Source organism: Dictyobacter kobayashii (genome assembly GCF_003967555.1).
GTDB lineage: Bacteria > Chloroflexota > Ktedonobacteria > Ktedonobacterales > Ktedonobacteraceae > Dictyobacter > Dictyobacter kobayashii.
The window spans coordinates 3156825-3183217 of sequence record NZ_BIFS01000001.1; the positions used below are offsets into that span (position 1 = coordinate 3156825).

24 protein-coding genes and 2 pseudogenes are annotated in these 26393 nt (G+C 50.3%); 23 read left to right on the forward strand and 3 right to left on the reverse strand.

Annotated features, from left to right (window positions below; genetic code table 11):
• The first annotated feature begins 31 nt into the window (after positions 1-31).
• From EL645_RS13855 to gcvPB, 18 genes and pseudogenes are all read left to right on the forward strand, one after another.
• On the forward strand, positions 32-2101 hold the full coding sequence (locus tag EL645_RS13855) for a serine/threonine-protein kinase (RefSeq protein WP_126550953.1): 2070 nt from the start codon (positions 32-34) through the stop codon (positions 2099-2101).
• Between the two features lie 12 nt (positions 2102-2113).
• Positions 2114-4141: a protein phosphatase 2C domain-containing protein gene (locus EL645_RS13860; RefSeq protein ID WP_126550955.1), complete on the forward strand. Its 2028-nt coding sequence runs from the start codon at positions 2114-2116 to the stop codon at positions 4139-4141.
• Positions 4142-4283: 142 nt separating this feature from the next.
• Positions 4284-5522: a vWA domain-containing protein gene (locus EL645_RS13865; protein WP_126550957.1), complete on the forward strand. Its 1239-nt coding sequence runs from the start codon at positions 4284-4286 to the stop codon at positions 5520-5522.
• 162 nt (positions 5523-5684) lie between these two features.
• Entirely contained in the window at positions 5685-6383 is a 699-nt protein-coding gene (locus EL645_RS13870) for a double zinc ribbon and FHA domain-containing protein (protein ID WP_126550959.1), read from the forward strand.
• Positions 6384-6633: 250 nt separating this feature from the next.
• A complete protein-coding gene (gene rpmH, locus EL645_RS13875) occupies positions 6634-6768 on the forward strand; it encodes a 50S ribosomal protein L34 (protein WP_126550961.1) in 135 nt (44 codons plus the stop codon).
• 18 nt (positions 6769-6786) lie between these two features.
• Entirely contained in the window at positions 6787-7179 is a 393-nt protein-coding gene (rnpA, locus tag EL645_RS13880) for a ribonuclease P protein component (protein ID WP_161977361.1), read from the forward strand.
• A gap of 1 nt (position 7180) precedes the next feature.
• Positions 7181-7408, forward strand: coding sequence for a membrane protein insertion efficiency factor YidD (gene yidD, locus EL645_RS13885; RefSeq protein ID WP_126550965.1), 228 nt, complete (start codon positions 7181-7183; stop codon positions 7406-7408).
• A 24-nt stretch (positions 7409-7432) separates the two neighbouring features.
• On the forward strand, positions 7433-8509 hold the full coding sequence (locus tag EL645_RS13890) for a YidC/Oxa1 family membrane protein insertase (RefSeq protein ID WP_161977362.1): 1077 nt from the start codon (positions 7433-7435) through the stop codon (positions 8507-8509).
• A gap of 92 nt (positions 8510-8601) precedes the next feature.
• Positions 8602-9414 (forward strand): annotated as a pseudogene (gene jag / locus EL645_RS13895) (RNA-binding cell elongation regulator Jag/EloR); the annotation flags it as partial.
• Positions 9415-9440: 26 nt separating this feature from the next.
• On the forward strand, positions 9441-9542 hold the full coding sequence (locus EL645_RS45405) for a hypothetical protein (protein ID WP_371865670.1): 102 nt from the start codon (positions 9441-9443) through the stop codon (positions 9540-9542).
• A 165-nt stretch (positions 9543-9707) separates the two neighbouring features.
• Positions 9708-10061: a carbohydrate kinase family protein gene (locus EL645_RS13900; protein WP_126550970.1), complete on the forward strand. Its 354-nt coding sequence runs from the start codon at positions 9708-9710 to the stop codon at positions 10059-10061.
• A gap of 20 nt (positions 10062-10081) precedes the next feature.
• Positions 10082-10585, forward strand: coding sequence for a carbohydrate kinase family protein (locus tag EL645_RS13905; RefSeq protein WP_126550972.1), 504 nt, complete (start codon positions 10082-10084; stop codon positions 10583-10585).
• 456 nt (positions 10586-11041) lie between these two features.
• Positions 11042-12193 (forward strand): S53 family peptidase, encoded by a 1152-nt coding sequence (locus tag EL645_RS13910; RefSeq protein WP_126550974.1) that lies wholly within the window; start codon positions 11042-11044, stop codon positions 12191-12193.
• Positions 12194-12195: 2 nt separating this feature from the next.
• The gene (locus EL645_RS39290; RefSeq protein WP_161977363.1) at positions 12196-12336 is read left to right on the forward strand and encodes a hypothetical protein; all 141 of its coding nucleotides are present in this window, start codon (positions 12196-12198) and stop codon (positions 12334-12336) included.
• A 109-nt stretch (positions 12337-12445) separates the two neighbouring features.
• Positions 12446-13565: pseudogene (gcvT, locus tag EL645_RS45410) on the forward strand (glycine cleavage system aminomethyltransferase GcvT).
• Positions 13566-13629: 64 nt separating this feature from the next.
• Positions 13630-14025: a glycine cleavage system protein GcvH gene (gcvH, locus tag EL645_RS13920; protein WP_126550976.1), complete on the forward strand. Its 396-nt coding sequence runs from the start codon at positions 13630-13632 to the stop codon at positions 14023-14025.
• Positions 14026-14422: 397 nt separating this feature from the next.
• Positions 14423-15775, forward strand: coding sequence for an aminomethyl-transferring glycine dehydrogenase subunit GcvPA (gene gcvPA / locus EL645_RS13925; protein WP_126550978.1), 1353 nt, complete (start codon positions 14423-14425; stop codon positions 15773-15775).
• On the forward strand, positions 15772-17256 hold the full coding sequence (gene gcvPB, locus EL645_RS13930) for an aminomethyl-transferring glycine dehydrogenase subunit GcvPB (RefSeq protein WP_126550980.1): 1485 nt from the start codon (positions 15772-15774) through the stop codon (positions 17254-17256). Before gcvPA ends, gcvPB begins: the two co-directional genes overlap by 4 nt.
• 72 nt (positions 17257-17328) lie before the next feature.
• Here the strand turns inward: gcvPB and EL645_RS13935 are convergent, their stop codons facing one another.
• From EL645_RS13935 to EL645_RS13945, 3 genes are all read right to left on the reverse strand, one after another.
• Positions 17329-17706 carry a response regulator gene (locus tag EL645_RS13935; protein ID WP_126550982.1) on the reverse strand — a complete coding sequence of 126 codons (378 nt, stop codon included), beginning with the start codon at positions 17704-17706 and terminating at the stop codon, positions 17329-17331.
• A gap of 346 nt (positions 17707-18052) precedes the next feature.
• The gene (locus tag EL645_RS13940; RefSeq protein ID WP_126550983.1) at positions 18053-18694 is read right to left on the reverse strand and encodes a hypothetical protein; all 642 of its coding nucleotides are present in this window, start codon (positions 18692-18694) and stop codon (positions 18053-18055) included.
• Positions 18695-18714: 20 nt separating this feature from the next.
• Positions 18715-19728 (reverse strand): NAD(P)H-dependent glycerol-3-phosphate dehydrogenase, encoded by a 1014-nt coding sequence (locus EL645_RS13945; protein ID WP_161977364.1) that lies wholly within the window; start codon positions 19726-19728, stop codon positions 18715-18717.
• Positions 19729-20179: 451 nt separating this feature from the next.
• Here EL645_RS13945 and EL645_RS13950 point away from each other — a divergent pair, with 451 nt between their 5' ends.
• The 5 genes from EL645_RS13950 (at position 20180) to EL645_RS13970 (ending at position 26359) form a co-directional block, all read left to right on the forward strand.
• Positions 20180-22072, forward strand: coding sequence for a glycoside hydrolase family 13 protein (locus EL645_RS13950; RefSeq protein ID WP_126550987.1), 1893 nt, complete (start codon positions 20180-20182; stop codon positions 22070-22072).
• Between the two features lie 110 nt (positions 22073-22182).
• Positions 22183-22659, forward strand: coding sequence for a MarR family winged helix-turn-helix transcriptional regulator (locus EL645_RS13955; protein ID WP_126550989.1), 477 nt, complete (start codon positions 22183-22185; stop codon positions 22657-22659).
• 386 nt (positions 22660-23045) lie between these two features.
• Positions 23046-24299, forward strand: coding sequence for a sugar ABC transporter substrate-binding protein (locus EL645_RS13960; protein WP_126550991.1), 1254 nt, complete (start codon positions 23046-23048; stop codon positions 24297-24299).
• Positions 24300-24467: 168 nt separating this feature from the next.
• Entirely contained in the window at positions 24468-25388 is a 921-nt protein-coding gene (locus EL645_RS13965) for a carbohydrate ABC transporter permease (RefSeq protein ID WP_126550993.1), read from the forward strand.
• The gene (locus tag EL645_RS13970) at positions 25385-26359 is read left to right on the forward strand and encodes a sugar ABC transporter permease (protein ID WP_126550995.1); all 975 of its coding nucleotides are present in this window, start codon (positions 25385-25387) and stop codon (positions 26357-26359) included. Before EL645_RS13965 ends, EL645_RS13970 begins: the two co-directional genes overlap by 4 nt.
• Positions 26360-26393 lie beyond the last annotated feature (34 nt).

The following is a 26393-nucleotide window of genomic DNA, read 5'->3' on the forward strand; positions in this document are numbered from 1 at the left end:
CATGCTGAGCGCACTTGGAGAATAAGTTTGTATGGCTCTCCCAATAGGTACTGTCCTTGACGGAAAATTTAAGATTGTGCAGATTCTTGGCGAAGGTGGTATGGGCACCGTCTATAAAGTTGAACAGATCGGAACCCCGCCAGGTACTCCTCCCTATTATTATGCTGTCAAAGAACTGCTCATCAGTCCCAATACCAGCGAAGAAGATCGCAAAGCGGCCATTGACCGTTTTAATAAAGAGATAGCCCTGCTACGGGGTTTGAAGCACCCACGGATTGCCGCCTTGATGCTCCCTTTTCAGGAGCGTGGCAATTACTACTTTGTGATGGAATTTGTGCCCGGGCGTAGTCTGGAGAAGATCTTAGAGACCTCCAAAGGACCACTGCCCGAGGAACAGGTAATCAAGTGGATGGTGCAGGTATGTGAAGCTCTGACCTATATTCATACACGTAATCCCCCCATCATTTTGCGAGATTTAAAACCCGGAAATATTATGGTTTCACTTGATGATGAGGTACAACTGATTGATTTCGGCATCGCACGCCGTTTCGATCCAAACAAACGAACCAACACCGAAAATCTCGGGACAATCTCGTATGCCTCACCCGAGCACCTTGGTTCGATTACGATGCCCGGTCAGCGACGTTCCGCCCAGAATCCAGGCAAATTAGTTCAGACAGATGCACGCTCCGACATTTATTCGCTGGGAGCGACCATGTATCATCTGTTGACAAACTACGAGCCTGATCCAATTCAAACTCCTCCACAGGGAAGTGTGCTGGCGAAAAATCCCCGTCTGAGGACCATCCAATTAGGGAACAAAACGCTATGTCCTGTTGAACAGGTTATCATTAAAGCCATGCAGCAAGATCCTGCCCAGCGTTTTCAGAGTGCCGAAGCTATGCGTGTTGCTTTAACACAATGTCTACCCAATGCAGCACCGACAACGATTCAAATTCCTGCCATTTCGCCCAGCTCTACGATTATTGTGCAGCCGGTGGGAAATGCAGCAGCCAGTACCGCGGGCGGCATTATCTGCCCCAAATGCGGCTTCCAGAATCGAGCGGGCGCAAAGTTTTGTAAGCGCGACGGACAGCCATTGATCCAGGGTATGACGATCGCACCACCACAGATACGTGCCCAGGCTGCGCGAGCACCAATTCAGGCCCGACCAGTGCAACAGCCTGTTCAATCTCGATCCATACCATCGCAACCTATTAAGGCCCGACCCGTACAATCAAATGGGAGCATGCAGGCTCGCCCTGCGCAACCGATTCGAGCCCGTCCGGTAACGACACCAGCGGCTACGGACCCGATGGTTGCGTATCGTGCGGGTCTACAGGCCCTGGCCAACAAAAATTATACTGAGGCCATTCGCCAGTTTATGCTCGCAAAAAATCAAGGGGTAGCAGCCTATGATGCGCTCTATAATCTGGGGCGCGTCTATCGTCAGTATGGGCAATCGGTGCGTGAGGCAAATCCCAGGCTCTTCAAGGAAAATATGAAGCATGCGGCTGAATATTTTGAAGAGGCTTTGCGCGTCAAGCCTGATGCCCTGGATGCCCGTTTTCAACTTGGGATGTGTTATCGAGATCTGGCCCTTTATCCCCTGGCGATGGCGGCCTTTAAAAAGGCGCAGGCAACTGCCCCTGATGATCCGGCTGTCTACTATCAACTGGGCCTGGTGGCCTCGGAGCAAGGGTTGACCAGCGAGGCGGTCTCCTACCTGAAGCAAGGGTTGGAGATTAACCCCGATCATGCGTTAATCTTAATAGCATTGGGTCGCATCTATACTGATATGAAGAATCAACTTCCTGCTGCTATTTCCTCTCTGTTCCATGCCACACAGATTGACCCCACTTTATGGGAGGCCTGGTATGAGCTGGGACGTGCTCATATGAAGGAAAAGGAATGGAATCATGCCTTAAGTGCTCTGCGTCGGGCACAGAAGGTCAATATAAATTCTGCATCCATCTATAGCGCGATGGCAACCTGTTTTTTCAACTTAAAAAAGAAGTCGGATGCACGACAGATGGTGAGCGAGGCACTACAGCGCGATCCAAAAAATGCCGAGGCTATCCGTTTACAAAAACAACTCTAAAGGAGGGCAGCAATGCTCTGTCCGTTGTGTCATACACAAAATCGTGACAATGCCAAATTCTGTAAAGGTTGTGGTCAGCCATTGGCGGTCGAAGTGGTGGCCGGGGCACAGCCGGAAGCAGAGGAGCAGCAGGAGACTGCGAATCAGGCTCAGATGCAGGAGACGCCGCCACCCTCCTCTCATGCTGAAGAGGCTGCCCGGGTAGAGTCATCACCTGCGCAGGATGAAGCTAACGCAACCGCGGCACCTTCGTCTGAGACGCCTCCCTCTGAGCATGGAGAAACGAGCAATGGGCAAGGAGAAGCCGAGGCAGATCGTGAGGATGTCAGCCAGGCGCCGACGCAGATTCTGACCCAGCAGCAGATGCTGGCCTTTCATGCGCGTCGCTGGCAGCAGGATGTTGAGCGTGAGCGCCAGTCTGGTACAACTTACGATGATATCGCGGATGCCCCGACAATACTGATTACTCCGGGCTCTACACATGAGCAGGAAGCTAATCCAACGGCTGCCGGAACGCCACCCGATATAGCGGATATGCCCACTACTATCTACCAGCATGCGACCCCTGCGTCCGAAGACCCTGCTCCCGTGCATGAGCAGGTTACGCAGGTGCCCTCCGCGGCCTCTGAGAGCAATAGGACCGAGCCAGTTGCGTCTATTCCAGAAAAGGCAGAGGTGCGGCAGCAGGCCACGCTGAATAATCAGAATAATGAACAGGCGGACAATGTAGAGGTTTCCACTCCGCAGGAAGAGGCTTCTGCAGTGCCTGCGAAGGAGGATAACTTGGAGCCTACCATGAATGAAGGCGAATTAGAACCGACCGCTGATCAGCAACCGCAATCCAACGCAACCGAAAACGAGGCTGAGGCCCCTGTTGCTGGCAGTTCAGAGAGTCTACCGCTCTTAGAAGTAGGCAATACGATTGGTGGACGTTATGAGGTGACGCAGGTCCTCAACGCCGCCGAGAACGAAAATACATATATCGTGACTGATCGACAGGGGTATCAGCACTGCTGGAACTGCGGTTCCGAGCAAAATTCTGAGGGCGACGAGTTCTGTATCGACTGCGGTGCCGAACTACTGAATGCGACTTACATCCTGCATGAGTATCCTTTGTCCTCGCAGCAAGGTGGAGAAGCCCAGGTTTTGCAAGGGGTTATCATGAATACCTTTGTCGATGAGGGAGCTACCTACGTTGTCGAGCAACCACAGGCATCACAGAGCGCCTTCCCCAATGGTGTGCATCTGATAGCGGCCTGTGACTCTGACGCTGGCACTGTAAGGCGTAGCGAGGCCAATGAGGATAGCACGATGACCCTGGCCTTTGAGCGTGTCCATGAATCGATTGCCTCGCCTGTGGGCCTGTTTGTGGTCGCGGACGGTATGGGTGGCCATGCGAACGGACAGGGCGCGAGCCGCATGACGATTGGCTTGATTGCCGAGCGTGTTACCCGTGAGTTATTGTTGGCTCCCCTGCAAACAGAAAAAGCAGGCGAAGAGGTAGCCAAAACTGACGACGAGACCTACAAAGAGCTCCTACGGGGAGCCATTGAAGATGCCAATACCACCCTCTGCCAGACCAATCAAAAAGATAAATCCGACATGGGTTCAACTTTGACTGGTTTTATGATTGTAGGGGATCATGCGTATATCTTCAACGTAGGCGATAGTCGTACGTATATGTTACGAGATGAAAAACTTTATCAATTGACCAATGATCATTCACTGGTCGGCCAGCTGGTCGCTGGTGGTTTGATCGAGCCAGATGAAGTCTATACCCATCCGCAGCGTAACCAGATTTTCCGCAGCATTGGGGATAAACAGAACGTGCAGGTAGATCTCTTTACCCAGCAGGTTCATCCCGGCGACATTCTCTTAAGTTGCTCGGATGGATTGTGGGAAATGATTCGGGATCCGCAGATTGCTGAAATACTCAATCAAGCACCAGATCCACAGGCCGCCTGCGCGCAATTGATAGAGACCGCGAATGCCAATGGCGGAGAAGATAATGTCAGCGCCGTTGTTGTTTTTATACGCTAATAGCTGTGTTATCCGTCTCAGTAATCAACCGGGGCACGGGCAGGACTGAAGCCTATTAATGGCAACAGGCTACCCGCCCTGTTGGTGAACGGATTTATGATATACTAGGGAGCCAGCCGAATGCGAAAGGAGCAGATGTAATATGCCCGGAGAGGTAACCCTGGTCCACCAACTTGGAAAAGACTATATGCCCGTAACTGGTGGAAGCCAGCTTGCATATCTTTTATTAGAAGCCAAACCGACGGCTTTAATGGCACAGGTACGGATGCCATTGAACTTTGCCCTGGTGATTGACCATTCTGGCTCGATGAAGGGAGCCAAGCTGAGGAATGTGCGCGAAGCCGTGAAGATGGTTATTGATCGTCTTGAGCCCAGCGATTACATCTCAGTGGTCATCTTTGATGATACTGCGCAGGTCATTATCCCATCTATGCCTGCCAATGACAAACCAGGTATGAAAGCAGCCATTGATCGTATTCAGGATGCCGGTGGTACCACCATGTCCCTGGGCATGATTCAAGGGCTCGGTGAGCTACGCCGCTGGAATATTCCTAACGCAGTCAATCGCATGATCCTTTTGACTGATGGCGTAACATACGGTGATACTGATCGTTGCCGCCAGCTGGCGCGTGAAGCTGCCTCCTCTGGCATCTCGATCTATCCTCTGGGCATTGGCTCTGACTGGGATGAAGGATTGCTGGACGATGTCGGCCAACTGAGCGGTGGCCTGCCAGCTGAGTTTATTCGCACCCCAGCCGATGCTATGGCCATCTTTGAGCAACAGCTTCAGAGCGCCGTTGCCGTTGCTGTGCGCAATGCCACCGTAACCCTGCGTCTGCCAACAGGCGTCACACCTCGCAAAGCGGTCAAAGTCTTGCCGCTCATTCGTGATGTAGATGCCTCATCGTTGTCAGATCGTCAGGTCGTGATCAATCTTGGAGACCTTGAGAAGGATACCGCGCAATCAGTTTTGATCGAACTTATGATTGATCCACGACCCGCGGGACTCTTCCGCATCGCACAGGCTGAGCTTACCTATGATGTGCCTCTGGTTGGATTGACGAGTGAAAAGATCCGCGAAGATATTAAGGTTACATTCAGCAATGATCCTAATCAAACTTCGCAGGTAAATGCCCTGGTCATGAATTTCGCCGAAAAATCCAATGCGCAGCGCTTAGTAACCCGCATTCTGGATGAATATAAACGCACTGGTAAAGCGACTACCAAGATCGCTCCCAATGTTACCCGTGTGCTGGATGCTGAAACGCTCTCTGCGATCGAACAAATCAATCAGGGTCAGCAAATTTCTCAAGAACAAGTAAAATCAATCGGAAATAAGACACGTAAACTCACACAGCGATTAGATGATCTTCTTCCGTAATACAATTATATGGGGTACCATCATGAATCATCCCTTGGTGTTCGGGTGGTGCAGGAGGTTTTCCTCCTGTGGGGGTGGGGTAAGGGGATAGATGATTCATGTTCGATTAGAAGACAAATCACATTGAGTAAATAAAAATAAGGCAGAGGAAGGAAAATTCTTATGTCGGTACGATGCTCTTTAGGCCATGAAAATCCAGATGGATCAGCATTCTGTGACGAATGTGGCGAACCTCTGAACAGCGCAGCCCCTGATGCTTCGGCACAGGCAGCAGCGGCACCCGCAGCGGCACCAGTTTCCGCAGCAGCGGCACCCGCGAATGCGGCGCCAGCATCCGCTGGAACTCAGACATGCCCATCCTGCGGAGCAGAAAATCCTGCCGGTGAGGCTTTTTGTTCTAACTGCGGGGTTAGCCTGTTAGGCGCGCCAGCCGCAGTGTCAGCACCACCAGCAGCTGAGCCTGCCGCACCTGTTGCGGTTGCGCAACCTGACCAGCAGCAGCCAGCAGCGGCCGCTCCGGCCGCCGCTCCAACAGCTTTGCAGGCTAGATTGATCGTTGAGGCGGACAACCAGGAATTCGATCTCAGCGGAAAAGACATTATTACCATTGGACGCGAAGATCCTGTCAGCAACATCTATCCAGATGTCGACCTGACACCTCATGGTGGTGAAGAGGGTGGTGTCTCTCGCCTACATGCGCGTATCTTTGTTGAGAATGGCCAATATATGCTAGAGGACGAAAACAGCACAAACTTTACGTTCCTCAATCGTCAGCGTCTGGCCGGAAAGACACCAACCGCGCTCAATGACAACGACGAGGTCCGTCTCGGACGTGTCCTCTTACGGTTCAAAACCCCGTAAGAAAACTTTTATCAGACCAGGACTTTTTGATTGCATCAGGTAGAGAGGCGGGTAGTGAATTCCCTGTTCGCCTGGCCTCTCTACAAGTATCACGCACTGATTTTGTTGGTTGGAAGGGATGCGAAAAGCCTCACAGCCAGGTAACATTTGGTGAAAAGTCCTGCAGTAAATCAGCCTGTAGAATTGACAGTACGACTGATACTCGATATAATCTACGGGATATCTTGAGTGGAGGCTAAGAAAGGGTCTTATGAAACGCACCTGGCAACCAAAACGCATTCCGCGTAAACGCGAACACGGTTTTATGAAACGTATGTCCACCCGCAATGGACGTCGTGTGCTCAAGTCTCGCCGCGCCAAAGGGCGCTGGAGCTTGACTGTCTAGTTTTAGACAGGCATTATTGTGGCACTCAACCGTGCGTTACGCTTACGTAAGAATAGTGATTTCCAGCGAGTAAGGCAGCAGGGAGGCAGTATAGCGTCCCGGCTGCTTATCCTCGCGTGGAAGCCCAATGATCAAGCTACACTGCGTGTTGGCTTTGTCGTAAGTAAACGCATTTCAAAACGCGCAGTTCAGCGAAATTATATCAAACGGCTACTAGCAGAGGCGGTTCGCTCTCTTTTAGTGGATATTCCACCAGGATGGGATATAGTTTTTAGTGCAAGAAATCAGATCGTTGGTGTACGCTTACCTGTGTTGATGCAGGATGTATCTACATTGTTACGTCGAGCGCGGCTTCTGGCGAACTCCCCACATGTGGAGTCAGCGGAGTTGAATACACGCAAGGGTTCTTAACGTGAAATATATCGCACTTTTTTTAATACGTGTCTATCAGCACACGCTGTCGGTGGTCCTGCCCTCATCGTGTCGGTTTACCCCCTCATGTTCACATTACGGATATGAGGCCATTCAACGTTTTGGCTTTTTCCGTGGCGGCTGGATGACGGTGAAACGCATTGGCCGTTGTCATCCCTTTTATCACGGTGACCTCTATGATCCAGTCCCAGAACGTTTGGGTAACTAGATCAAGGAAGGCAGGAGAGTTCTTGTGGGCGAGATAGGTTATTTATTCAATATCATCTTTACATTCCCCATTTTTAATGGTCTTATACTCCTCTATCACCTGTTTGGTGATTTTGGCTTATCAATTGTAGTGCTTACCCTGATCATTAAATTGATTCTTTTTCCCTTGACGTTGCAGCAGCTTAAATCCACTAAAGCCACTCAAGCGTTGCAACCACAGATGCAAGAGATTCGCCAGAAATATGCGAAAGATCAGCAGGCCCAGGCGGCGGCACTACAGACGCTTTACAAAGAGTATGGTGTCAATCCTCTGGCAGGTTGTTTACCTCTGGTAGTACAGCTGCCAGTTCTATATGGTTTATATTATGCATTGAGCACTGGACTGCGTACAAATAAGCTGGCTGATATTAACGCGCATCTGTATCCATTTGTTCCGCATTTCACGGCGCTTCCCAAGCTAACCTTTGATTGGTTTGCCTGGCTCTCATTCTTGAATCCCATTTTGCATGTCACCTGGAGTTGGACATTCCCATTGAATGCCCCTGACCCATCGCACGTGCTGCCGATCCTGGCTGGTCTGGCTACCTTTGTTTCATTGCGTATGTCGCAGCCGAAGCAAGTTGCTACTGCGACCAATGGCAATAAACCCGCCGCAGTAGATGCAACCCAGCAATCTATGAAGATGATGCAGTACATTATGCCACTCTTCACGGTCTTCATTGGCTGGAGCTTTCCTTCTGGCCTGGCCCTTTACTGGACCATTTCGTCGATGTTCCAGGCGGTACAGCAATACTTCGTTACCGGTTGGGGTGCCCTGTTGACCACACCCAATTTGAAAAAAGACCTTGAGCCAGCTAGCGCAAGCAGCAGTGCGGCTACGAATGGTAAAATAAGCACAACAGCTTCTCGTACACAGAAACCAACCGTGGTTGAAAGCACAACAGAGCCTGTTGAAAAAAGTGATGGCACAGCGATTTCGCAGTTGCGTAACACCACTCCTAGAACTGCCAATGGCAGTAGTGGTCCTTCCCAGTACACACGGCGACAGCGTGGTGGGAGCGCATCGGCACGCAGGCGTAGTGGCCCGCAAAAAGCGCGCTAGAAATCACCTGCAACAACGCTACCTTCGATCACCCTGTCCTGCCACAGGGTGATCGTAAACATAGATAAATTTTACAGGGAGGCACGGAAACAGTGGAAAGCATAGAGGCTAGTGGCAAAAGTGTTGACGAGGCGATCGCGCAGGCATTGACACGCCTGGGTAAACGCCGTGAAGAGGTGGATATCGCTGTTCTACAGGAACCCAGTCGGGGAGCATTTGGTCTGGGGAGCAAAGATGCCCGCATACGTGTGACTGTTCGTCCGGGTGTGGCTAGTTCTGGCAGTGCAAGTGCGGTTATTACTCCTGAAATGGCTGATGCCATATTGGGCTCAGGCGATATTGAAATCCCTCTAGGCGATGAGGAGGAACCCTATGATGAAGATGAAGAGGAGTTCCTGGATGAAGATGAGGATGAAGAAGAATATGAGGATGAGGACGAGGGAGAACTAGAAGACGAAGACGATGAGCCTGTGCCTTTTATTGCTTCCTCGGAGCCTTCCCTTCAGCCTCTGGTTGAGCAGGCCGCTGCCGCCAGCGCTAACGATGAATTGCAGGATGTTGAGCATCCTTCCCGCGAAGATGTAGAAATTACGGTCGATGTTTTACAGCACATCTTACGTTACATGAGTATTCATGCAACTGTGCAGGTGCGCTCCACTAATCCGTTGACCTTAAATATTCGCGGCATTAATGAGAATCTGGGCCTGTTGATCGGGCGTCGGGGCGAGACCCTGGCGGCTTTGCAATTGCTGGTCAATTTGATTGTGAGCCATCGTACTAAGCATCGTATGCGCATTATCGTAGACGCTGAAAACTATCGCGAGCGTCGCGAAGAGAACTTGCGCTCCCTGGCCTTGCGTGTGGCCCAGCAGGTGCGCAATTATCGCCGCTCGATCGCTTTAGAAGCGATGCCCCGCATGAGCGCCGTATCGTGCATATTGCTTTGTCTGATAGTAAGGACATCAGTACGGAAAGTATCGGCGAAGGCGAAGAGCGCCGGGTCGTTATCTCTTTGAAGCGCCCGGCACGCTAAGATGCTAGTATAGCTGAGAACTATTTCGCAACCATAGTGCTGCGTTTTTGGATGGTGGTGCGTGGAAAGATAGCCTGTGGGGCTGTTTTTCCACGCACCACCATTTTTATTATAGACGATTTTTGTCGTATTGTGAGCTGCTACGGGCGGCGAGGATGATTATCTGTGTCTCGACAACCTGATTTTTTAACACTTGGACATGTTACACGAGATGTGCAGGCGGATGGTTCTTTTACACTTGGTGGCACGGTCACTTTTGCCGCCCAGACCGCCTATCATTTAGGACTGGCGGTGGCGGTTGTGACCTGCGCGGATGCTGAGGTGGCGCGACTTTTGCTTGAAGCATTACCTGGCATTGCGCTACAGATATGCCCTTCTCCCCAGACAACCACCTTTGCTAACCGTTACCATGAAGGATTTCGAACCCAATATCTCTATGAGCGCGCTGTGGATATTGTGGAGACAGATATACCCTGGATTGGCGTAACAGCGCTGGCATTGTTCTCTTTGGTCCTCTGACCCAGGAACTACAGCCTGCTATGATTACCCACTTTCCGCGCCGTCCTGGGATGATACTGGCGGCCACGCCACAGGGTTGGTTGAGACGCTGGGATGCGGATGGGCGGGTCTGGCCGACGCCCTGGCAAGAGGCAGAGAAGATCCTTCCGGCATTGGATGTGCTGATCCTTAGCCATGATGACTTGCTTCCTTTTGCGGCAGGCGATCGGAATGAGGCGGATCGCCTGCTGGCTCATTGGAGCATGTTCGTGCCGCTACTGGTCGCCACTGATGGACGCCATGGGGCGACCCTATTCCAGCATGGTCAGACGCGCCGCTTCCCCGCTTATAGCGCGCGTGAAGTTGATCCTACGGGCGCGGGCGATGTGTTTGCGGCTGCCTTCCTGACCCATCTCTATCGCCATCATGATCCGGCTCAGGCGGTCGACTTTGCCAACTGTGTGGCCGCCTTCTCAATCGAGCAAACGGGTATCAGTGGGATACCAACACTTTCTCAGGTTGAGCAACGGCGCCGTATCTCATAACAAAAACAAAGTTCCCGGGCTTTTTCATGTTCGTCCGGAGATCACAAGCAAGCGAGAATCTGGACCTTCTTTCAAGGGAGTGTGGAGAGAGTGTGGTGGGCGGCCGCAGCCGCCCACCACACTCTCTCCACACTCCCAACCTGGCGCCGCAGGCGCCAAAGAGAAAAATGAAAAAGCCCTGACAAAGTTCGCGGAAAATTGTGTTCTGCATCAGGCATAGATAGAATCTATTGTGTTTTTTTCTCTACTATACTCAGAGTAATTACCCATTTAGCAATTTTGAATGAGTACCCTTTGCTAAGGTGGATGGTGAAGAAGAAAAAAACGCCAGGAGGATCTTCTTTGATGCAGCAACACAACATATCCTATCTATATCCGGGGAGAATATGCCTCTATTTGATCGGGCTAAGCATCGTTATAGCCCTATTCAATCCCTCAGGGGCAGCCGTTCATACTATGAGTGCGCGCAACTCGCGCCACGCCATGATCCCCGATATCCATTATAACTATTTGGGTCGCGTTAATGATCCATTAGCATATAAATGTCAGACTCAGGCAAATGGCAAGCACTGCTACGGTGTGAACCAGATGCGCAACGCCTATAGTGTCGCACCTTTACTCTCACAAGGGTTTACTGGTAAAGGGCGAACTATTGTGATCCTGGATGCCTATCAGGCCCCGCACTTGCGCGATGATCTGGGCGATTTTGATGCGCGTTTTGGTCTGGCTCCCATTGCATTAAATATTGTTGCTCCTCAAGGAGTTCCATCCTGGGATAGTCATAGTGTCATGCAGCAGACCTGGTCAGCAGAGATTTCAGTGGATGTTGAATGGGCCCATGCTATAGCTCCCGATGCCGCTATCACCCTCGTCGAAGCCAAAAGTGAGAATGATCCCGATCTGATCCCTGCCTTAAACTATGCCATTGATAAGAACCTTGGTGATATTATTTCGATGAGTTTTGGCGAGGGTGAGGATTGTCCGGGGGCGGATGTACTGCGGCAATGGCATGATGCCTTTGTTAAGGCGACCAGCAAGAAGATTACTTTATTCTCCTCGGCGGGAGATAGTGGGGTTGCCCAACAGACATGTGACGGCAATTCCTGGCATGTGATGGCTTCAACCCCGGCATCCGATACCCTGGTAACTGGCGTCGGCGGGACCACCCTCAATGCCGATGAGGATACCGGTGATTACTCTAGTGAGACGGCCTGGAATGAGCCTGCCCTTAAATCCGCCAGCGGCGGTGGTTTCAGCGCCACCTTTCAAAAACCCGCGTACCAGGATCAGATCTCCGTTATCAATAAGAAGCGTGGCGTACCGGATGTGGCCTATAATAGTTCGACCGATGGGGGCGTGATCACTGTCTGGTCGGATGGTAGCAATGGTCCTGGTGGTATCTATAGCTTTGGTGGCACCAGCGTTGGGGCGCCACAATGGTCGGCTATTGTGGCTATCGCGGATCAATATAGCAATCAGCGTCTGGGTTTGATCAACCCTATTCTGTATAAGATTGGCAATACACCTGATTGGTATCATAGCGCTTTTCATGATATTGTATCCGGAAATAATGGTATCGAGCTGCAAGCAACCCCCAAAGCAATATAACATTGCCTGGTTATAAGGCCATGCCAGGTTGGGATGCTGTTACAGGTTGGGGCACGCCGATTGTCTCGGCCCTCGTTCCCCTGTTAGCGCATCTGGCGGGAACGCATCTGGCCGTGCTTGAAGATTTCTCTGCTTTATTGTGATCCCAAAAAAATCTGATATAGTGAACACGTACAAGTTTATTTTCTGCTTCCGCATCAAGCGCTGCTTAGGAGCGCCAGCTGGAGCAGCTATGTCTTGGAGTATTTGGGAATGACAACGAATGACAGCGCCGTCTCACAACTCAAACGAACCCCTCTTTATGAGCAACATCGTGCCCTGGGTGCGCGCCTGGTGGAGTTCGGTGGTTGGGAGATGCCGGTACAGTATAGTGGAATTCTGGATGAGCATCAGGCAGTTCGAACCAGGGCGGGACTCTTTGATGTTTGCCACATGGGTGAGTTTAAAGTCGAAGGACAGGATGCGCTAGCATTCTTGCAATATCTTGTTCCAAACGATGTCTCGCGCCTGGCAGTCCAGCAAGCCCTCTATACACAATTGTGTCTAGCCAATGGCAATGTCATTGACGACTTGCTCATCTATCACCTGGCGGAAAACCACTATATGCTGGTTGTCAATGCCGCTAACATTGACAAGGATTTTGCCTGGGTGCAGGAGCAGGAGCGGAATTTCCAGCACGTTTCGCTTTCAAATCAATCTGACACCACTGCTTTGATCGCTTTGCAGGGTCCGTTGGCGATAGCGATTTTGCAACCATTGACCAAGGTGGATGTAAAAGATATACGCTACTATCGCTTTGCCCCGGTGAGGTCGCAGGCATTCATTGTCTGATCTCGCGTACCGGCTATACGGGTGAAGATGGTTTTGAGCTCTATTGTGCTTCTGCCGACGTTGCCGGGCTCTGGGATAGCATCCTGGAGGCAGGGAAACCACACGGATTACTGCCCGCGGGCCTGGGTGCGCGCGATACCCTGCGGCTGGAAGCCGGACTGTGCCTGTATGGTCACGAATTGGACGAGCAGACTAATCCATTAGAGGCTCGTCTGGGTTGGACGGTCAAGCTAAATAAAGGCGCCGCCTTCATTGGCAGTGAAGCCTTGCAGCAGGTTAAAGAGCAGGGTCCAGCACGTTTGCTGGTTGGTGTCCAATTGCTGGAGCGCGGCGTCCCACGCGGTGGCTATGCTCTCTATGCCGGTGAGCAGCAGATTGGTAGCCTTACCAGTGGCGCCCGGGACCTACCGTCCAAAAAAACATTGGGATGGGATATGTCGAAGCGGCCTACGCAGCTCCTGGAACCTCTATTTCTGTGGAGATCCGCGGCAAACGTATTCCTGCTCAGATTGTGGCGTTACCCTTTTATAAGCGAAAATAAAGGTATACATCGGAGTGATGAAAACACTCAGCATTAACTGTCCTGACGAAGGGAGAAAAGAACGATGGCTAGCCTGAATCATCCTGGCAATTTAAAATATAGTAAGACTGATGAATGGGTGCGTGTGGAGGGCGACGAAGCAATAATCGGTATTACTGATTACGCCCAGGATCAACTTGGCGATATTGTATATATCGAGTTACCCTGGGATAGCGGCCAGGATCTTGCACTGGAGGGCAAATTTGGCGACATTGAGTCGGTCAAAGCTACCTCCGAGCTGGTCTCGCCTTTAAGCGGTGATGTCGTTAGCGCGAATGAAGAGCTGAAAGAGCATCCAGAATATATCAATGATTACCCCTATGAAAAGGGTTGGATGGTGAGGATAAAGCTTTCTGATCCTTCCCAGCTTGATGCTTTATTGGATGTGGATCAATACCTTAAATATTTGCAGGGTCGCTAAGCAATTCATTGATCAAAATAGGAATGTTCGAGCGCAGCCGCGCTCGAACATTCCTATTTTTTCCTCCTCTTTTGGCTATCTAGCTTGTGTATGCGCTATAATAGTAGCAACCATTAAAGAACATATATAGCATACTTGTGTGCCTCGTTCTTTGCGCTATCGATGTATCGCGATGCCACGCGTGGATAATCTTTCCACTCGCTTGTGTAGTCTTCCTCTGATGTTAGTCAACAGGTTTGCCGCAAGAGGTACTCAAAAAAATTCCATCGTAGTAAAAGAATGTGATACAGCCTATTTATATGCTACTTTGGTTATATCGTAGTGGCTCCCCTTGCACGACAATTTGAGAAGAAGCCGGTATTCGGGGAGCTTCTAGACCCAAGGGAGAGTTCACTGAATGAGCTATGTGCCAAATACGCAAGAAGAGCAGCAGGCAATGTTGGAGAGCCTGGGCTTTTCCTCGCTAGAAGATTTATTGACGCCAGTGCCCGCAGAGGTCCGTTTGAACGATACCCTCGACTTGCCACCTGCGCTGCCTGAGCCAGATTTAAAGCGCTTAATGAGTCGGATGGCGGCCAGGAATAAAAGCCTGGATACGACTATCTCCTTCCTCGGTGCCGGTACCTATGATCGGGCGATTCCTAGTGTTGTACCTCATTTGCAGACGCGTTCAGAATTTGTGACCTCGTATACTCCCTATCAGCCAGAAGTGAGTCAGGGTATGTTGCAGGCCATCTATGAATTTCAGACCATGGTCTGCCAGATCACTGGTCTGGATATTGCTAATGCCTCTCTGTATGATGGTTCAACAGCACTGGTCGAGGCGGTCTTAATGGCACTGGGCCCTGGTGGCCGTGGAGAAGTTGTGATCTCGGCTGGCGTAGATCCTCAGTATCGCCGTGTATTACAGACATACGCCTTTGCTCGTGGCTTTAGCATTAAAGAGGTTGCCGTAGAAAATGGCGTTACCTCCCTTGAGGGTTTGCGGGCCGCAGTGGATAAGAATACCGCAGCCGTAATTGTCCAGCAGCCCAACTTCTTTGGCTGTGTTGAGGATGTACGTGCAATTGAGCCGATCGCACATCAAGGAAAAACCTTATTTGTGTCGGTGATTACCGAGCCTGCCTCTTTGGGTGTACTTGCCCCTCCAGGAGCCTATAATGCGGATGTCGCGGTCGGCGAGATGATGAGCCTGGGCAATAATATGAGCTATGGGGCGCCTGCCCTTGGTTTTATGGCCACCAAGCAAAAATTCATGCGTCTCCTTCCGGGTCGCCTGGTTGGTCAGACCATTGAAGAAGAAGGAAAGAAGCAGACCGGTTATGTGCTGACACTGCAAACGCGTGAGCAGCACATCAGACGTGAACGTGCTACCTCTAACATCTGCACCAATCAATCCTTGTTAGCGGTGGGCGCGACCATCTTCCTGGCCGCCATCGGCAAACAGGGTTTCCAGGAACTGGGCCAGTTGTGCCTGCAGAAGGCTCACTATGCCTACCGACAGATTACCGCCATCCCAGGCTTTGAAGCCGCTTTCAGTGGTCCCTTCTTTGATGAATTTGTCATCAAATGTCCGGTCTCAACTAAGAGGATGGAGCAATTGTTTGAGCAGGCTGGCATCATCGGTGGTTATCCGCTGGCGGAAAGCTATTCAGGCATGGACACTTATATGCTCTTCTGTGTAACAGAGACGCGTACAAAAGAAGATATCGATACCCTGGTCAGTGTGTTGAAAGAGGTGCAGGCATGAGCGTAGAGTCATTGATTTTTGAAAAAGGGGCACCTGGACGGCGCGCTGCGACCATGCCAACGATGGATGTGCCGACCGAGTCATTGGATAGTCTGATCCCCGCCTCGCTCTTGCGTGAGGAACCTGCAGCCCTTCCTGAGGTCAGTGAGATAGAGGTGGTACGTCATTATACCCATCTCTCACAGCGCAACTTTGGCGTAGATACTGGCTTCTATCCGCTTGGCTCCTGTACCATGAAATATAATCCAAAGCTGAACGAGGACATGGCCGCGCTACCCGGCTTTGCGCATATCCATCCTTTGCAGCCGGTCAAGACGGCGCAAGGTGCCATCCAATTGATGTTTGAATTGGAGCGCTACCTGGCCGAGATTTCGAGCATGGCGCGCGTCACCCTCCAGCCCTCGGCTGGTGCCCATGGTGAGCTCACCGGATTGATGTTGATCAAGGCATATCATCAGAGCAAGGGACAGGGACATCGCAACCTGGTCTTGATTCCTGACAACGCCCATGGCACCAATCCTGCTAGCGCAACTCTGGCAGACTATAAAGCGGTCGAAGTGAAGAGCGATGATGCCACCGGTGGCATTGACATGGATCATTTGAAAACCTTACTGGACACGCATGGTGATCAGGTCGCTGCCATCATGTTGACCAATCCTAATACCCTGGGTCTGTTTGATGCTAATATCGCGCAGATTGGTCGTATGATTCATCAGGTTGGTGGCCAGCTTTATTATGATGGCGCCAACGCCAACGCAGTACTTGGTATTACGCGTCCCGGCGATATGGGCTTTGACGTTGTCCACTTCAACCTGCATAAGACCTGCAGCACTCCTCATGGTGGTGGCGGACCCGGTGCAGGCCCGATTGGTGTAAAATCTCACCTGGTACCATTCTTGCCCGGACCCCTGCCCGCCAAGAATGCTGAGGGATATTACTGGGAAGATGCTGGTCCACAGTCGATCGGCAAGGTGCGTGCCAACCTGGGCAATTTTGGTGTCCTGGTGCGTGCTTACGCCTATATCCGTTTCAATGGTCCAGACGGTCTGCGTCATGTATCTGAGAGCGCTATCCTCAACGCTAACTATCTGCGTCATCAGCTCTCCTCAGATTATGAGATCGCCTATCCGCTGCTCTGTCAGCACGAATTTGTGGCCACGGCGCGTAAGCAGAAGGAAGAGCATGGTGTGACCGCGACCGACATCGCCAAACGCCTGTTGGATTACGGTATGTATGCCCCGACAGTCTACTTCCCACTGATTGTCCCAGAGGCCATGATGATCGAGCCAACCGAGACCGAGACACGGGAGTCACTAGACTACTTTGCCAGTGTGATGCATCAGATTGCCGAGGAGGCTCGCACCAATCCTGAACTGGTGAAGACGGCTCCCCACACCACTGTCATTGGTCGCCTGGACCAGGCCCTGGCCGCGCGCAAACCCAACCTGCGCTGGAATTCAGGCCAGGAAGTCACCCACTAATTAAATCCCTTTTAGCATGAAAAAGGCGGGCGGAAAAATTTCCACTCGCCTTTTTCATGCTTGTTTGTTGTGCTATATATGCATGCTTTGGGAAGGAGAGAGGTACTTCGCCACTATAGCGATCAGCACATCAACATCAAAGGGTTTTTCCAGAAAATCATCGGCACCCCCAGCGTCGGCCACTTTGCTGGCATCCGAATGTGCTGAAAGCATAATAACGGGAATATGGCTGGTCGCCTCATCGCTCTTAAGCTGTCTACAGATATCGCGGCCATCATCGCCGGATAAAAGCACATCTAGTAAAATAAGGTCGGGTAGATTATCTGCCAGATTCTTCAAATCCTCTCTGTTTGTCGCTGTGCGCACAATATATCCTTCGCCCTCTAGCACTATTTGTACTACCTCGACTATCCCCTCATCATCATCAACAACCAGGATGTGGTGTGCCATGTGTCTGTCTCCTTTAAAAGTACTCATTACATTGGCTGTACATGAGTGGTGGCGATGAAGGATTGACGGTTGCCCCATTACCTGCAATCCTCCCTATCCAATTTTACCACTGGAACGTTGACCGTGCTTGCATGAAAGAAACCGCATTATGGACCAAATATGGGCTGTTGTCAGCTTTTAGACGCACCGGCCGCGCTCAAAGATTCACTTTAATAAAAAAGTAATCGATAAATAGAACTGCTTGCTAGAGTGTATTCGAGAACGCTCTTTTCTCTCGTGCTATCCTGGTCATGAATGAACAACGAATTTTATACTCAAGTATATCATACAAGGGCTAAATGGGCCGTCAGGCTTCCACTTTGTCCCAGGGCAACTGTTGCCAGCGGTTAAGTTGGGCGAAGCCAAAGCCCGCATCTGTCACTGTTCCTTTAAAACCGGCAGGTACCATTTCAAAGTGCGCGGCCAGTTTGCGTGGAAAAATACCTAGATCAAAAACCCAGGGATCGCCCGCTTTTTCTGCGATTGTGCGCCAGACCTGGTTTTCCTGCCACTCATTGGTAAAATATGCGCCTACCTCCGTGAAGTTCTGGGCCAATACCTGTAAAATGCGCCAGATACTTTCTCCCGCCTCGCGCGAGTAAGGGGCAGGAATGTCCTCTTGCAATTGTTCACTCTCGATCAAGAGGTTGAAACCTATCCATGAAGGTAACTCTTCCAGGCTAGGAATGGCCGGCTGTGTATACAGTGAAATCTCTATGCCTGAACATTCAATCGTTGGCGTGTCCTGCGGGGCCAACAATACAGGTGCCGCATAGATATCGCCAAAGGCATCATCGTCAGTGGTAGGCCACGCGATATCAGTGATCCAGGAAAGCACCTGCTGATCTTCACAGCCAAGTAGCTTGAGCGTGTGCTGGTAGCGCTTTAGTACAGCAGGGAATGTAGCCTGGGTACAGCTAGCAAATGTTTGTATTTGTGCTTGTGACACTCTCTCTTCTATCCTTTCGCTCAAAAAGATCCTTCCAACTCTCCTTTTGGATCGCGCATCATTAGCTCTGGCACGGCCTTACGTGGATCGAGGCCCTCAAAGAGTATCTGGCCCAGCACTCTGGCAATGGGCATCTCAACGTGGTAGCGCTCCGCCAGCCGTAGGGCTGCCTGTGTAGTTGAGACCCCTTCAGCCACACTATGGGTTGATTGAAGGATATCGGTCAACTTCTCACCACTGGCCAGGCGACGACCAAGTTGTTGGTTACGACTCAAAGGACTGGCGCAGGTTGCTACCAGGTCGCCCATGCCCGCCAATCCTGCGAATGTCAACGGATTGGCCCCGGCGGCGACCCCCAGTCGGGAAATCTCGGCCAGTCCACGGGTAATGATGGCGGCTTTAGCATTTTCTCCATATCCTAACCCATCATTGAAGCCCGCCCCAATGGCAATAATATTTTTGAGTGCCCCACCTAATTCAACACCGATGACATCATTGGATGTGTAAACACGAAAGGTGTTGCAGTTAATAATATTTTGAGCTTCCCTGGCAACCTCAGGTACGTTGGCTGCCACGACGGCCGCCGTTGGTTTCCCCTCAGCAACCTCACGCGATAGATTGGGTCCACTGAGCGCTGCGATACGCTGGCGTGAAGCCGGTAACTCTTCGGCGATCACTTCGGTCATGCGCTCTAAACTACTAATCTCGATCCCCTTACTCGCATTTACCAGAATTGTTTTGGGCGAGAGATAAGGGGTTAGGACACGCAAGTTTTCCCGTAACTTTTGTGAAGGCGTCACCAATAGTAAAAGATCTTTCTGATCTACCGCATCCACTATATCTGAGGTAACACGTATGGTCTCTGGAAAATGTATACCTGGGAGAAATATGCTATTTTCTCTTATGCGCTGCATCTCAACGGCACGCTCCGGACGATGATCCCAAATTGTAGTCATGATGCCTTTACGCGCCAGCAACAGTGCCAGCGTCGTACCCCAGGCACCACTTCCAATGACACCAACAGATACCATCACAATTTCTCCTATATTTACAAATTGCCCATGTCCAATTGAACAGCTTGTGTCCACTGACATTTTGAACAAGGCCATTGTAGCATAGTTGAGAAATACGGGACCGTCCTTTTCCATGGCCAATGGCGGGTAGGCGTAAGTCCCAGGCAGCAAATGTTGCTGTTGGCTTTTTAGCGTATGGTTCTTTTACTTTGTAACAGTATTGACGTTGCTCAATTTTCGAGTGGGTATGTGTGTTATAAGCGTGGGTTATGGTCGTGTTTTTATGGAACATTTTCACATTGTCTATAAAATCATCTCATAATGCTTGACAAAACGACCAAAAACGTTAGACTTAGTATAGTTGACTTGTCAACTGTCGTTTTTTTGACGATATAACACTGGTATCTTATAGCTTATAAAAAGAAAAGATCATGGATACCTAGTTCTACCCGAAGAAGGGGTAAGTGTTGGAATGACTCAACTTGTAGACTTCTTTTTTTCTCCCTATGCCTCTGCGCAGAAGCGGCGCCTTAAGGCCTCCATTGAGGATGGACTGGCTCATGGAAGTCAGATACAGCCTCTTGATCCTCAGCCAGGGCAAGCTGTTACGATTTCATTATTTGCCAACGCTGCTAAAGCTATTGAACGGGTGGCAGTATATTACACTACAGATGGGACCGAGCCAGAGGGCGAAGGGGGTGTGGCAACCCGGGGAAGCGTCCTTTGTGCCGAGTTATTGGAACAGCAGAGCTATAACGCTGAGACCGGGCACACTACACGAGTCTGGCAAGCTCGTATACCGGCTCAGGAAGATGGTACGCTGGTCCGCTACCGCGCGGACGGATGGAGTCCCTCGCTACACTGGTATGCCGATCGCGTAGATCCTGTGACCGTATCTCAGAAAAAGGGGCGCTGTTTTGCCTATCATGTTGATTACTGGGAAGCACCTGCCTGGTGGCATGATGCCGTGGTCTACCAGATATTTGTTGATCGCTTTAATGCGGCCCATGATGAGGCTCCTTTGCACAGCGAAGAGACCCGCGGTATCACAGATTTCTTTGGGGGCACGCTACGGGGCATCATCGAAAAATTGGACTATATTCAATCTTTAGGTATCAATTGCCTCTGGCTTTCCCCTCTATTTGAGAGCCCTAGCCATCACGGCTATAATCCCTCTGATTATCATCATGTAGCCCAGCGTTATGGCACAGACGAAATCCTACAGCAGTTGATTCAAGAAGCCCATCGGCGTGACATGCATGTTCTGCTGGACTTTGTGGCCAATCATACTTCCGACGAGCACTTCGCGTTTGTCGATGCACATAAAAATCCTGATAGCCTCTATGCCCAATGGTATGACTTCACCGAAATCGACGCTCCCCATACCTATCGTAGTTATGCCCAGGTTCATACGATGCCTGAGTTGAGTACGGACGAGCCCCAGGTGCGTGAGTATCTCTACGGTGCCGCTCGCTACTGGTTGGAGCATTACGGGGCGGATGGTTTGAGATTGGATTATGTGCCTGGTCCCTCGCATGCATTCTGGACCTCGTTTCAGCAGACGGTCAAGGCCGTAAGTTCCGAGGTCCTGACGATTGGTGAGATATCATCACCGATGCCAGAAATCGTCGATTACGCAGGGCGCATGGATGGCTTTATGGATTTTCCTTTGTCCGCCATGTTGCGGCGCACATTTGGCATGCGTACCAATACCCTGCAAGAACTGCTGAACTTTCTGGATACCCATAGTCAGGAGATTCCAGCCAGTATGATTTCGGCCGTTGTTGTCGATAACCATGACATGCATCGTTTCCTCTGGTTGGCCGATGGACAGCGTGAACGCTTGAAACTGGCAACAGCTTTCCAGATGACCCTGGAAGGGACCCCAATTGTCTATTACGGTACTGAAGTTGGTCTGTCCCAGACTGATGATGCACACAAAGAGAATGCCTATTGCCGTGCTCCCATGCTGTGGGGCGAGCAACAGGATCAGGATATGCTGGCCTATTATCGCCGCTTGATCTCCTTGCGCCATCAGCACCGTGTGCTGCGCAGCGGAAAACGACAGCAAGTTTTCGTCGAGAATGTCGAGAATAATGAAGACAAAGAGCAAATTGGTGCGTATATACGGTATACTGATGAGACATACGCGCTGGTAGTCTTGAATAATAGCGAAAAACCAGCACATGTTCGTATTCAAATACATGAATTGTTACAAAAAATTGGCTATGCAGGTGGGCAAGCGTCCACTCATCTGTATAAAGCACTTTCAGATGTAGAGAATTGCGAGCTGCCAGTAAAGGATGGTTGTATCGAACTGAGCTTGCTACCGTTGAGTGCTGAGATATGCATATCACAAAATTAGTTTTTCGTCAGAAAATTTACTAATCAATAGTTGACAACCCAACTGTTTAACAGTATACTTTTCATAGAAATTACCAGATCTCCCCCGGGATATGGGTAAGGGTGATATTCATGGGTCCAGTTAGCAAAGATGCTGGCACTGAACTTGAAATCTATCAGTTGTTGTCCAAGACTTTTATCTTACTGGATGATAGCGATAATCGCTTTTTCGCGGATTATGGCTTGAGCACCAGGCAATATTGGGCACTACAGCATTTAGATGAAGTGAATGGCCGCTCGATGGTCGATTTAAGTCGGTTGCTGATAACCGACAAGAGTAATGTCACAGGAATTGTGGATCGCTTACAGCATCTCAAGCTTGTCAAGCGAGTTCCCAGTGTGCAAGATCGTCGTGTGACCTTGATCACGCTAACAGCGGAGGGAAGCCGTTTACGCGAAAAAATCGACACACAACATTCCTTGCGTATTCGTGAGTTAATGAGTGTGCTTGATATATCTAAGCAAAAGATGCTTTTAGAGTATCTAAGGTCGGTAAGTCAGAGCATTGAAAAGGAGTTGCACCAGGTAGATACTGGTCAATCGGAGTAAGATATTTCGTGTTCTTTAGCTCTGTTATAGCAGTGTTGCGATGAAGGCCGAGACGTTGGTTTGTGTATTGACGCACATCCAAAGATGTGACCACGCATAAATCAAATAATCCTATTCTGCTGCGCATTTGCATCCAAACAGGCAAAAGTACGCATCTATCCTCCTCTCAATCCTTGCTTTTTCATTATATCGACACCATATCGTTAGTTGGGCTGCCCATAAGTTGGTACTGGCTAACCCCAATTTTTCTTTTGCAAGCTGAATGTGCAGCTCGTGCTAATTCCTTGTGCCTTGTGCAGGCATACGGTTATCAGGACATGATGTGTTACGCCTCGCAGGCGTAGGCACGCAAGAGTTTATGTATTTATATTTGGAGGATTTAGATCATGTTATCAAAACGCGTGATCGCGAGTTTCTTTTCGCTGGCCATCCTGTTCGCCTTGATTATGTCGGCGTGTGGTGGTAGCAGCGACACATCGAAAAGTTCAGGCCCATCAAATCAACCCGAAACCATCACGATCTGGCATGACTGGCAGGGTGATTATTTAAATGCCAAGAAAGCCATTTTTGATGCATATCACAAGCAGCATCCGAATATCACTATCAAACTGGTGCAGCAGGATCAGCTGGTTGACAAATCTATCACAGCGTTAAAAGGTGGTAAAGGTCCCGACATCATTGCCTGGACAGACGACTCGCTGGGTCAGTTGGCAGCCAGCCGCATGGTTGTACCAATGGATCAGTATCTGAGCTCTGACTACATCAACTCCACCTTCACACCGGCCGCTGCCAAAGCTGTAAATTACAATGGCAAGATCTACGGTGTGCCTGAGACCACTGAAGCAATCACCATCATGTACAACAAAGATCTGGTGAAAGAATCAGATATGCCCAAGACCACGGATGACATGCTGAACTTTGCCAAAACCTACCAGCAGAAAAATCCGGGCAAATATGGTATCGTGTGGAATACAGAAGATGCCTATTTCAATGCTCCCTGGTTCTATGGTTTCGGTGGTAACTACGTTACCGAGGACGGCACTGTTGGTGTCAATTCTGCCAAGTCGCTGGCAGCTGCTCAGTTCATTAGCTCCTTCCGCCCGTATATGCCAAAGCAGATCAGCTACGATATCGCTTCCTCGCTCTTCACCGAGGGCAAAGCGGCCGCGATCATCAACGGTCCCTGGTCTTATTCAGACTATGCTACCAAAGCCAAGATGAACCTCGGTTTCGCGCAACTGCCAATCGTGACTGCTAACAACTCTCCAGCTACCCCATTTGTGGGTGTGAAATCGCTCTGGATGACTAAGATTGCTAAAGATCCTGCCACAGTCGCTGATATCATGAAGTTCTACACCAGCAAAGACAACCAGCTGAGCATGATCAAAGCTACTGGTGAGATCCCTGCCAACGCTGCTGCAGCTGCTGACCCAACTGTAACAGGAAACGTTGCTATTGCTGCCTACTCAAGTCAGGCCAAAGTAGGTGTTCCACTGCCAAACACACCTTACATGTCCGCCTTGTGGAAGCCTGTACAGGATGCTCTGACCGCTGTGTGGTCAGGTAGCCAGTCTGTAGATGCCGCTTTCGGCGCCGCTCAGAAAGCTGCTGAAGCAGGTGTCAAAGGTATCAATTCCTAGTCTGTCAGGATTAAGAGGGATTTGAATGCGGGTGTGTCCGCATCCAGCAGGGGTCCACAAGGACCCCTTGCTCCCTGCTTAATAGTGAATCCCAAATGTATGCTAGATACAGAAAGGCTCTACTCTTATGCTGAGTGTACCTGACGTTCTCAGAAGGGGCGAGTAGCGATGTTAAGAGTCAAACGTTTTCAGATTTTTCTCTACCTGCTACCGATGCTGCTAACTCTCGTAGTTATCAACCTCACTCCAATTTTTTATACCATCTACCTTTCGTTCACCAACAATACCCTATTCAACAATGAATACAACTTTGCTGGTTTGAACAGCTATACCTACTGGTTTAGCGTTGCTAATAGCGATTTAGTGTATGTGTTAGGGCTCACTTTGCTTTATGTAGCAGTCTGTATCGCTTTTTTCTTGCTGGTTGGCCTTGCGACTGCGCTGGCACTCAATAATAAGAAAATCAAGGGTCTGCCCTTCTGGCGTGTCGTATTATTGGTACCCTGGGCTACACCCTACGCTATCACTTCGTTGATCTGGAAATTCCTCTTCAACTATGACTTTGGCCCCCTTAACCAGATTGGACGTGTCTTCTTTGGTCCACAATTTGGCATTCCCTGGTTAACTGATCCTATCTGGGCATTTGTCGCTGTAGTGCTAGTAAATGTCTGGTTGTCTTATCCCTTCTTCACAGTTGTCATTCTGGGTGCGTTACAGAGCGTGCCAGCGGAACTGGGAGAAGCGGCGAACGTTGATGGCGCCAATGCCTGGCAGCGCTTCCGTTCGGTGACATTGCCATTGTTGATTCCAGCGATTACGCCGGCTACTATCCTGAGCTCCATTACAACCTTCCAGATGTTTGGGGTGGTTTATCTGATTACACAGGGTGGTCCAATTACCAGTGCCGATAAACCAGGCGCCACCTCTTTTGTGATGGTGTATATCTATAATAAAATTCTGGGTCAGAATGCTGGTAACATCCACTATGCACAGATTGCTGCCTTTGCTATTTTGGTCTTCCTCGTGCTGGGCTCGGTAACCTTCCTGACTCGTACCCTGGGCAGCGCTGGAAAGGAGGCGGTAGCATGAGCAAAAATATCGTACAGCCATCAATTGAGAAACCCGTTGCCACCACTAATGATGTGGCCTTGCCAGCTGAAACTGCTGAGCATAAGAAATATCGCGCGCGGGTGGAAGCCAAGATTCGTCGACGCAAAATGGTAACCACTTTGCAACTCAGTTTGATCTATCTATTTCTGATCGTCATGACGATCTTTGCCCTGTTCCCGATCTATTTTGTCTTCCAGGCTTCATTTGCTGGCAGCCAGAACCTGTACACGACAGATCTGCACCTGCTACCAGTCAATCCTAGCTGGGATAACTATGTCTACGCCTTTACGCAAGAGCCCTTGCTGGCCTGGTTAGGCAATACGCTGTTCGTCTGCGGTTTATCCACAGTGCTTGGCCTCTTCTTTTCCATGACAGGCGCTTATGCGCTCTCGCGTTTCCGTTTCAAAGGCCGCAGGCTGTCGCTGAACCTCTTGCTGGTCTTACAGGCTTTCCCGGGCTTGCTGGCTATCAGCGCCTACTACTATCTGTTGCAATATCTCAATCTATTGGATAGCGCCCCTTTGCTTGGCCTGACCCTGATCTATGTTGCAAGCTCACTGGTATTTAGCTGCTGGAATATCAAAGGCTACTTTGATACCTTGCCGATTGAATTAGACCAGGCGGCCATCATTGATGGTGCCAGCCACTGGCAAGCCTTCTGGCGTGTGGTTTTGCCGCTGGCAGCGCCTGCACTGGCAGCCTCTGGACTGCTGATTTTTGTCGGCAGTTGGAGCGAGTTCGCGATTGCCAACTACATTCTGAATGCTAACGATACCGGCTCAAACCTCACTTTTATCCTGGGTCTTGTACGTTTACAGGGAGACTTCCGTACCCCATGGGGCTATTTTGCGGCCACGTCGATTATTATATCCGTGCCACTGGTAGCTGTCTTCCTCTTCGCCCAACGCTTCTTCAAATCCGGCCTCACCGTTGGTAGTGTCAAAGGATAGAAGATAAACAACACATTTATAGCCAGAAGAGGAT

Coding starts and splice junctions, on each gene's coding strand:
- EL645_RS13965 (WP_126550993.1), top strand. CDS start 24,468: ATGTTAAGAGTCAAACGTTTTCAGATTTTTCTCTACCTGCTACCGATG.
- EL645_RS13870 (WP_126550959.1), top strand. CDS start 5,685: ATGTCGGTACGATGCTCTTTAGGCCATGAAAATCCAGATGGATCAGCA.
- EL645_RS13955 (WP_126550989.1), top strand. CDS start 22,183: ATGGGTCCAGTTAGCAAAGATGCTGGCACTGAACTTGAAATCTATCAG.
- EL645_RS13935 (WP_126550982.1), bottom strand. CDS start 17,706: ATGGCACACCACATCCTGGTTGTTGATGATGATGAGGGGATAGTCGAG.
- EL645_RS13910 (WP_126550974.1), top strand. CDS start 11,042: ATGAGTGCGCGCAACTCGCGCCACGCCATGATCCCCGATATCCATTAT.
- EL645_RS13855 (WP_126550953.1), top strand. CDS start 32: ATGGCTCTCCCAATAGGTACTGTCCTTGACGGAAAATTTAAGATTGTG.
- EL645_RS13960 (WP_126550991.1), top strand. CDS start 23,046: ATGTTATCAAAACGCGTGATCGCGAGTTTCTTTTCGCTGGCCATCCTG.
- gcvH (WP_126550976.1), top strand. CDS start 13,630: ATGGCTAGCCTGAATCATCCTGGCAATTTAAAATATAGTAAGACTGAT.
- EL645_RS13865 (WP_126550957.1), top strand. CDS start 4,284: ATGCCCGGAGAGGTAACCCTGGTCCACCAACTTGGAAAAGACTATATG.
- EL645_RS13860 (WP_126550955.1), top strand. CDS start 2,114: ATGCTCTGTCCGTTGTGTCATACACAAAATCGTGACAATGCCAAATTC.
- EL645_RS13905 (WP_126550972.1), top strand. CDS start 10,082: ATGATTACCCACTTTCCGCGCCGTCCTGGGATGATACTGGCGGCCACG.
- gcvPB (WP_126550980.1), top strand. CDS start 15,772: ATGAGCGTAGAGTCATTGATTTTTGAAAAAGGGGCACCTGGACGGCGC.
- EL645_RS13950 (WP_126550987.1), top strand. CDS start 20,180: ATGACTCAACTTGTAGACTTCTTTTTTTCTCCCTATGCCTCTGCGCAG.
- EL645_RS13970 (WP_126550995.1), top strand. CDS start 25,385: ATGAGCAAAAATATCGTACAGCCATCAATTGAGAAACCCGTTGCCACC.
- rpmH (WP_126550961.1), top strand. CDS start 6,634: ATGAAACGCACCTGGCAACCAAAACGCATTCCGCGTAAACGCGAACAC.
- gcvPA (WP_126550978.1), top strand. CDS start 14,423: ATGAGCTATGTGCCAAATACGCAAGAAGAGCAGCAGGCAATGTTGGAG.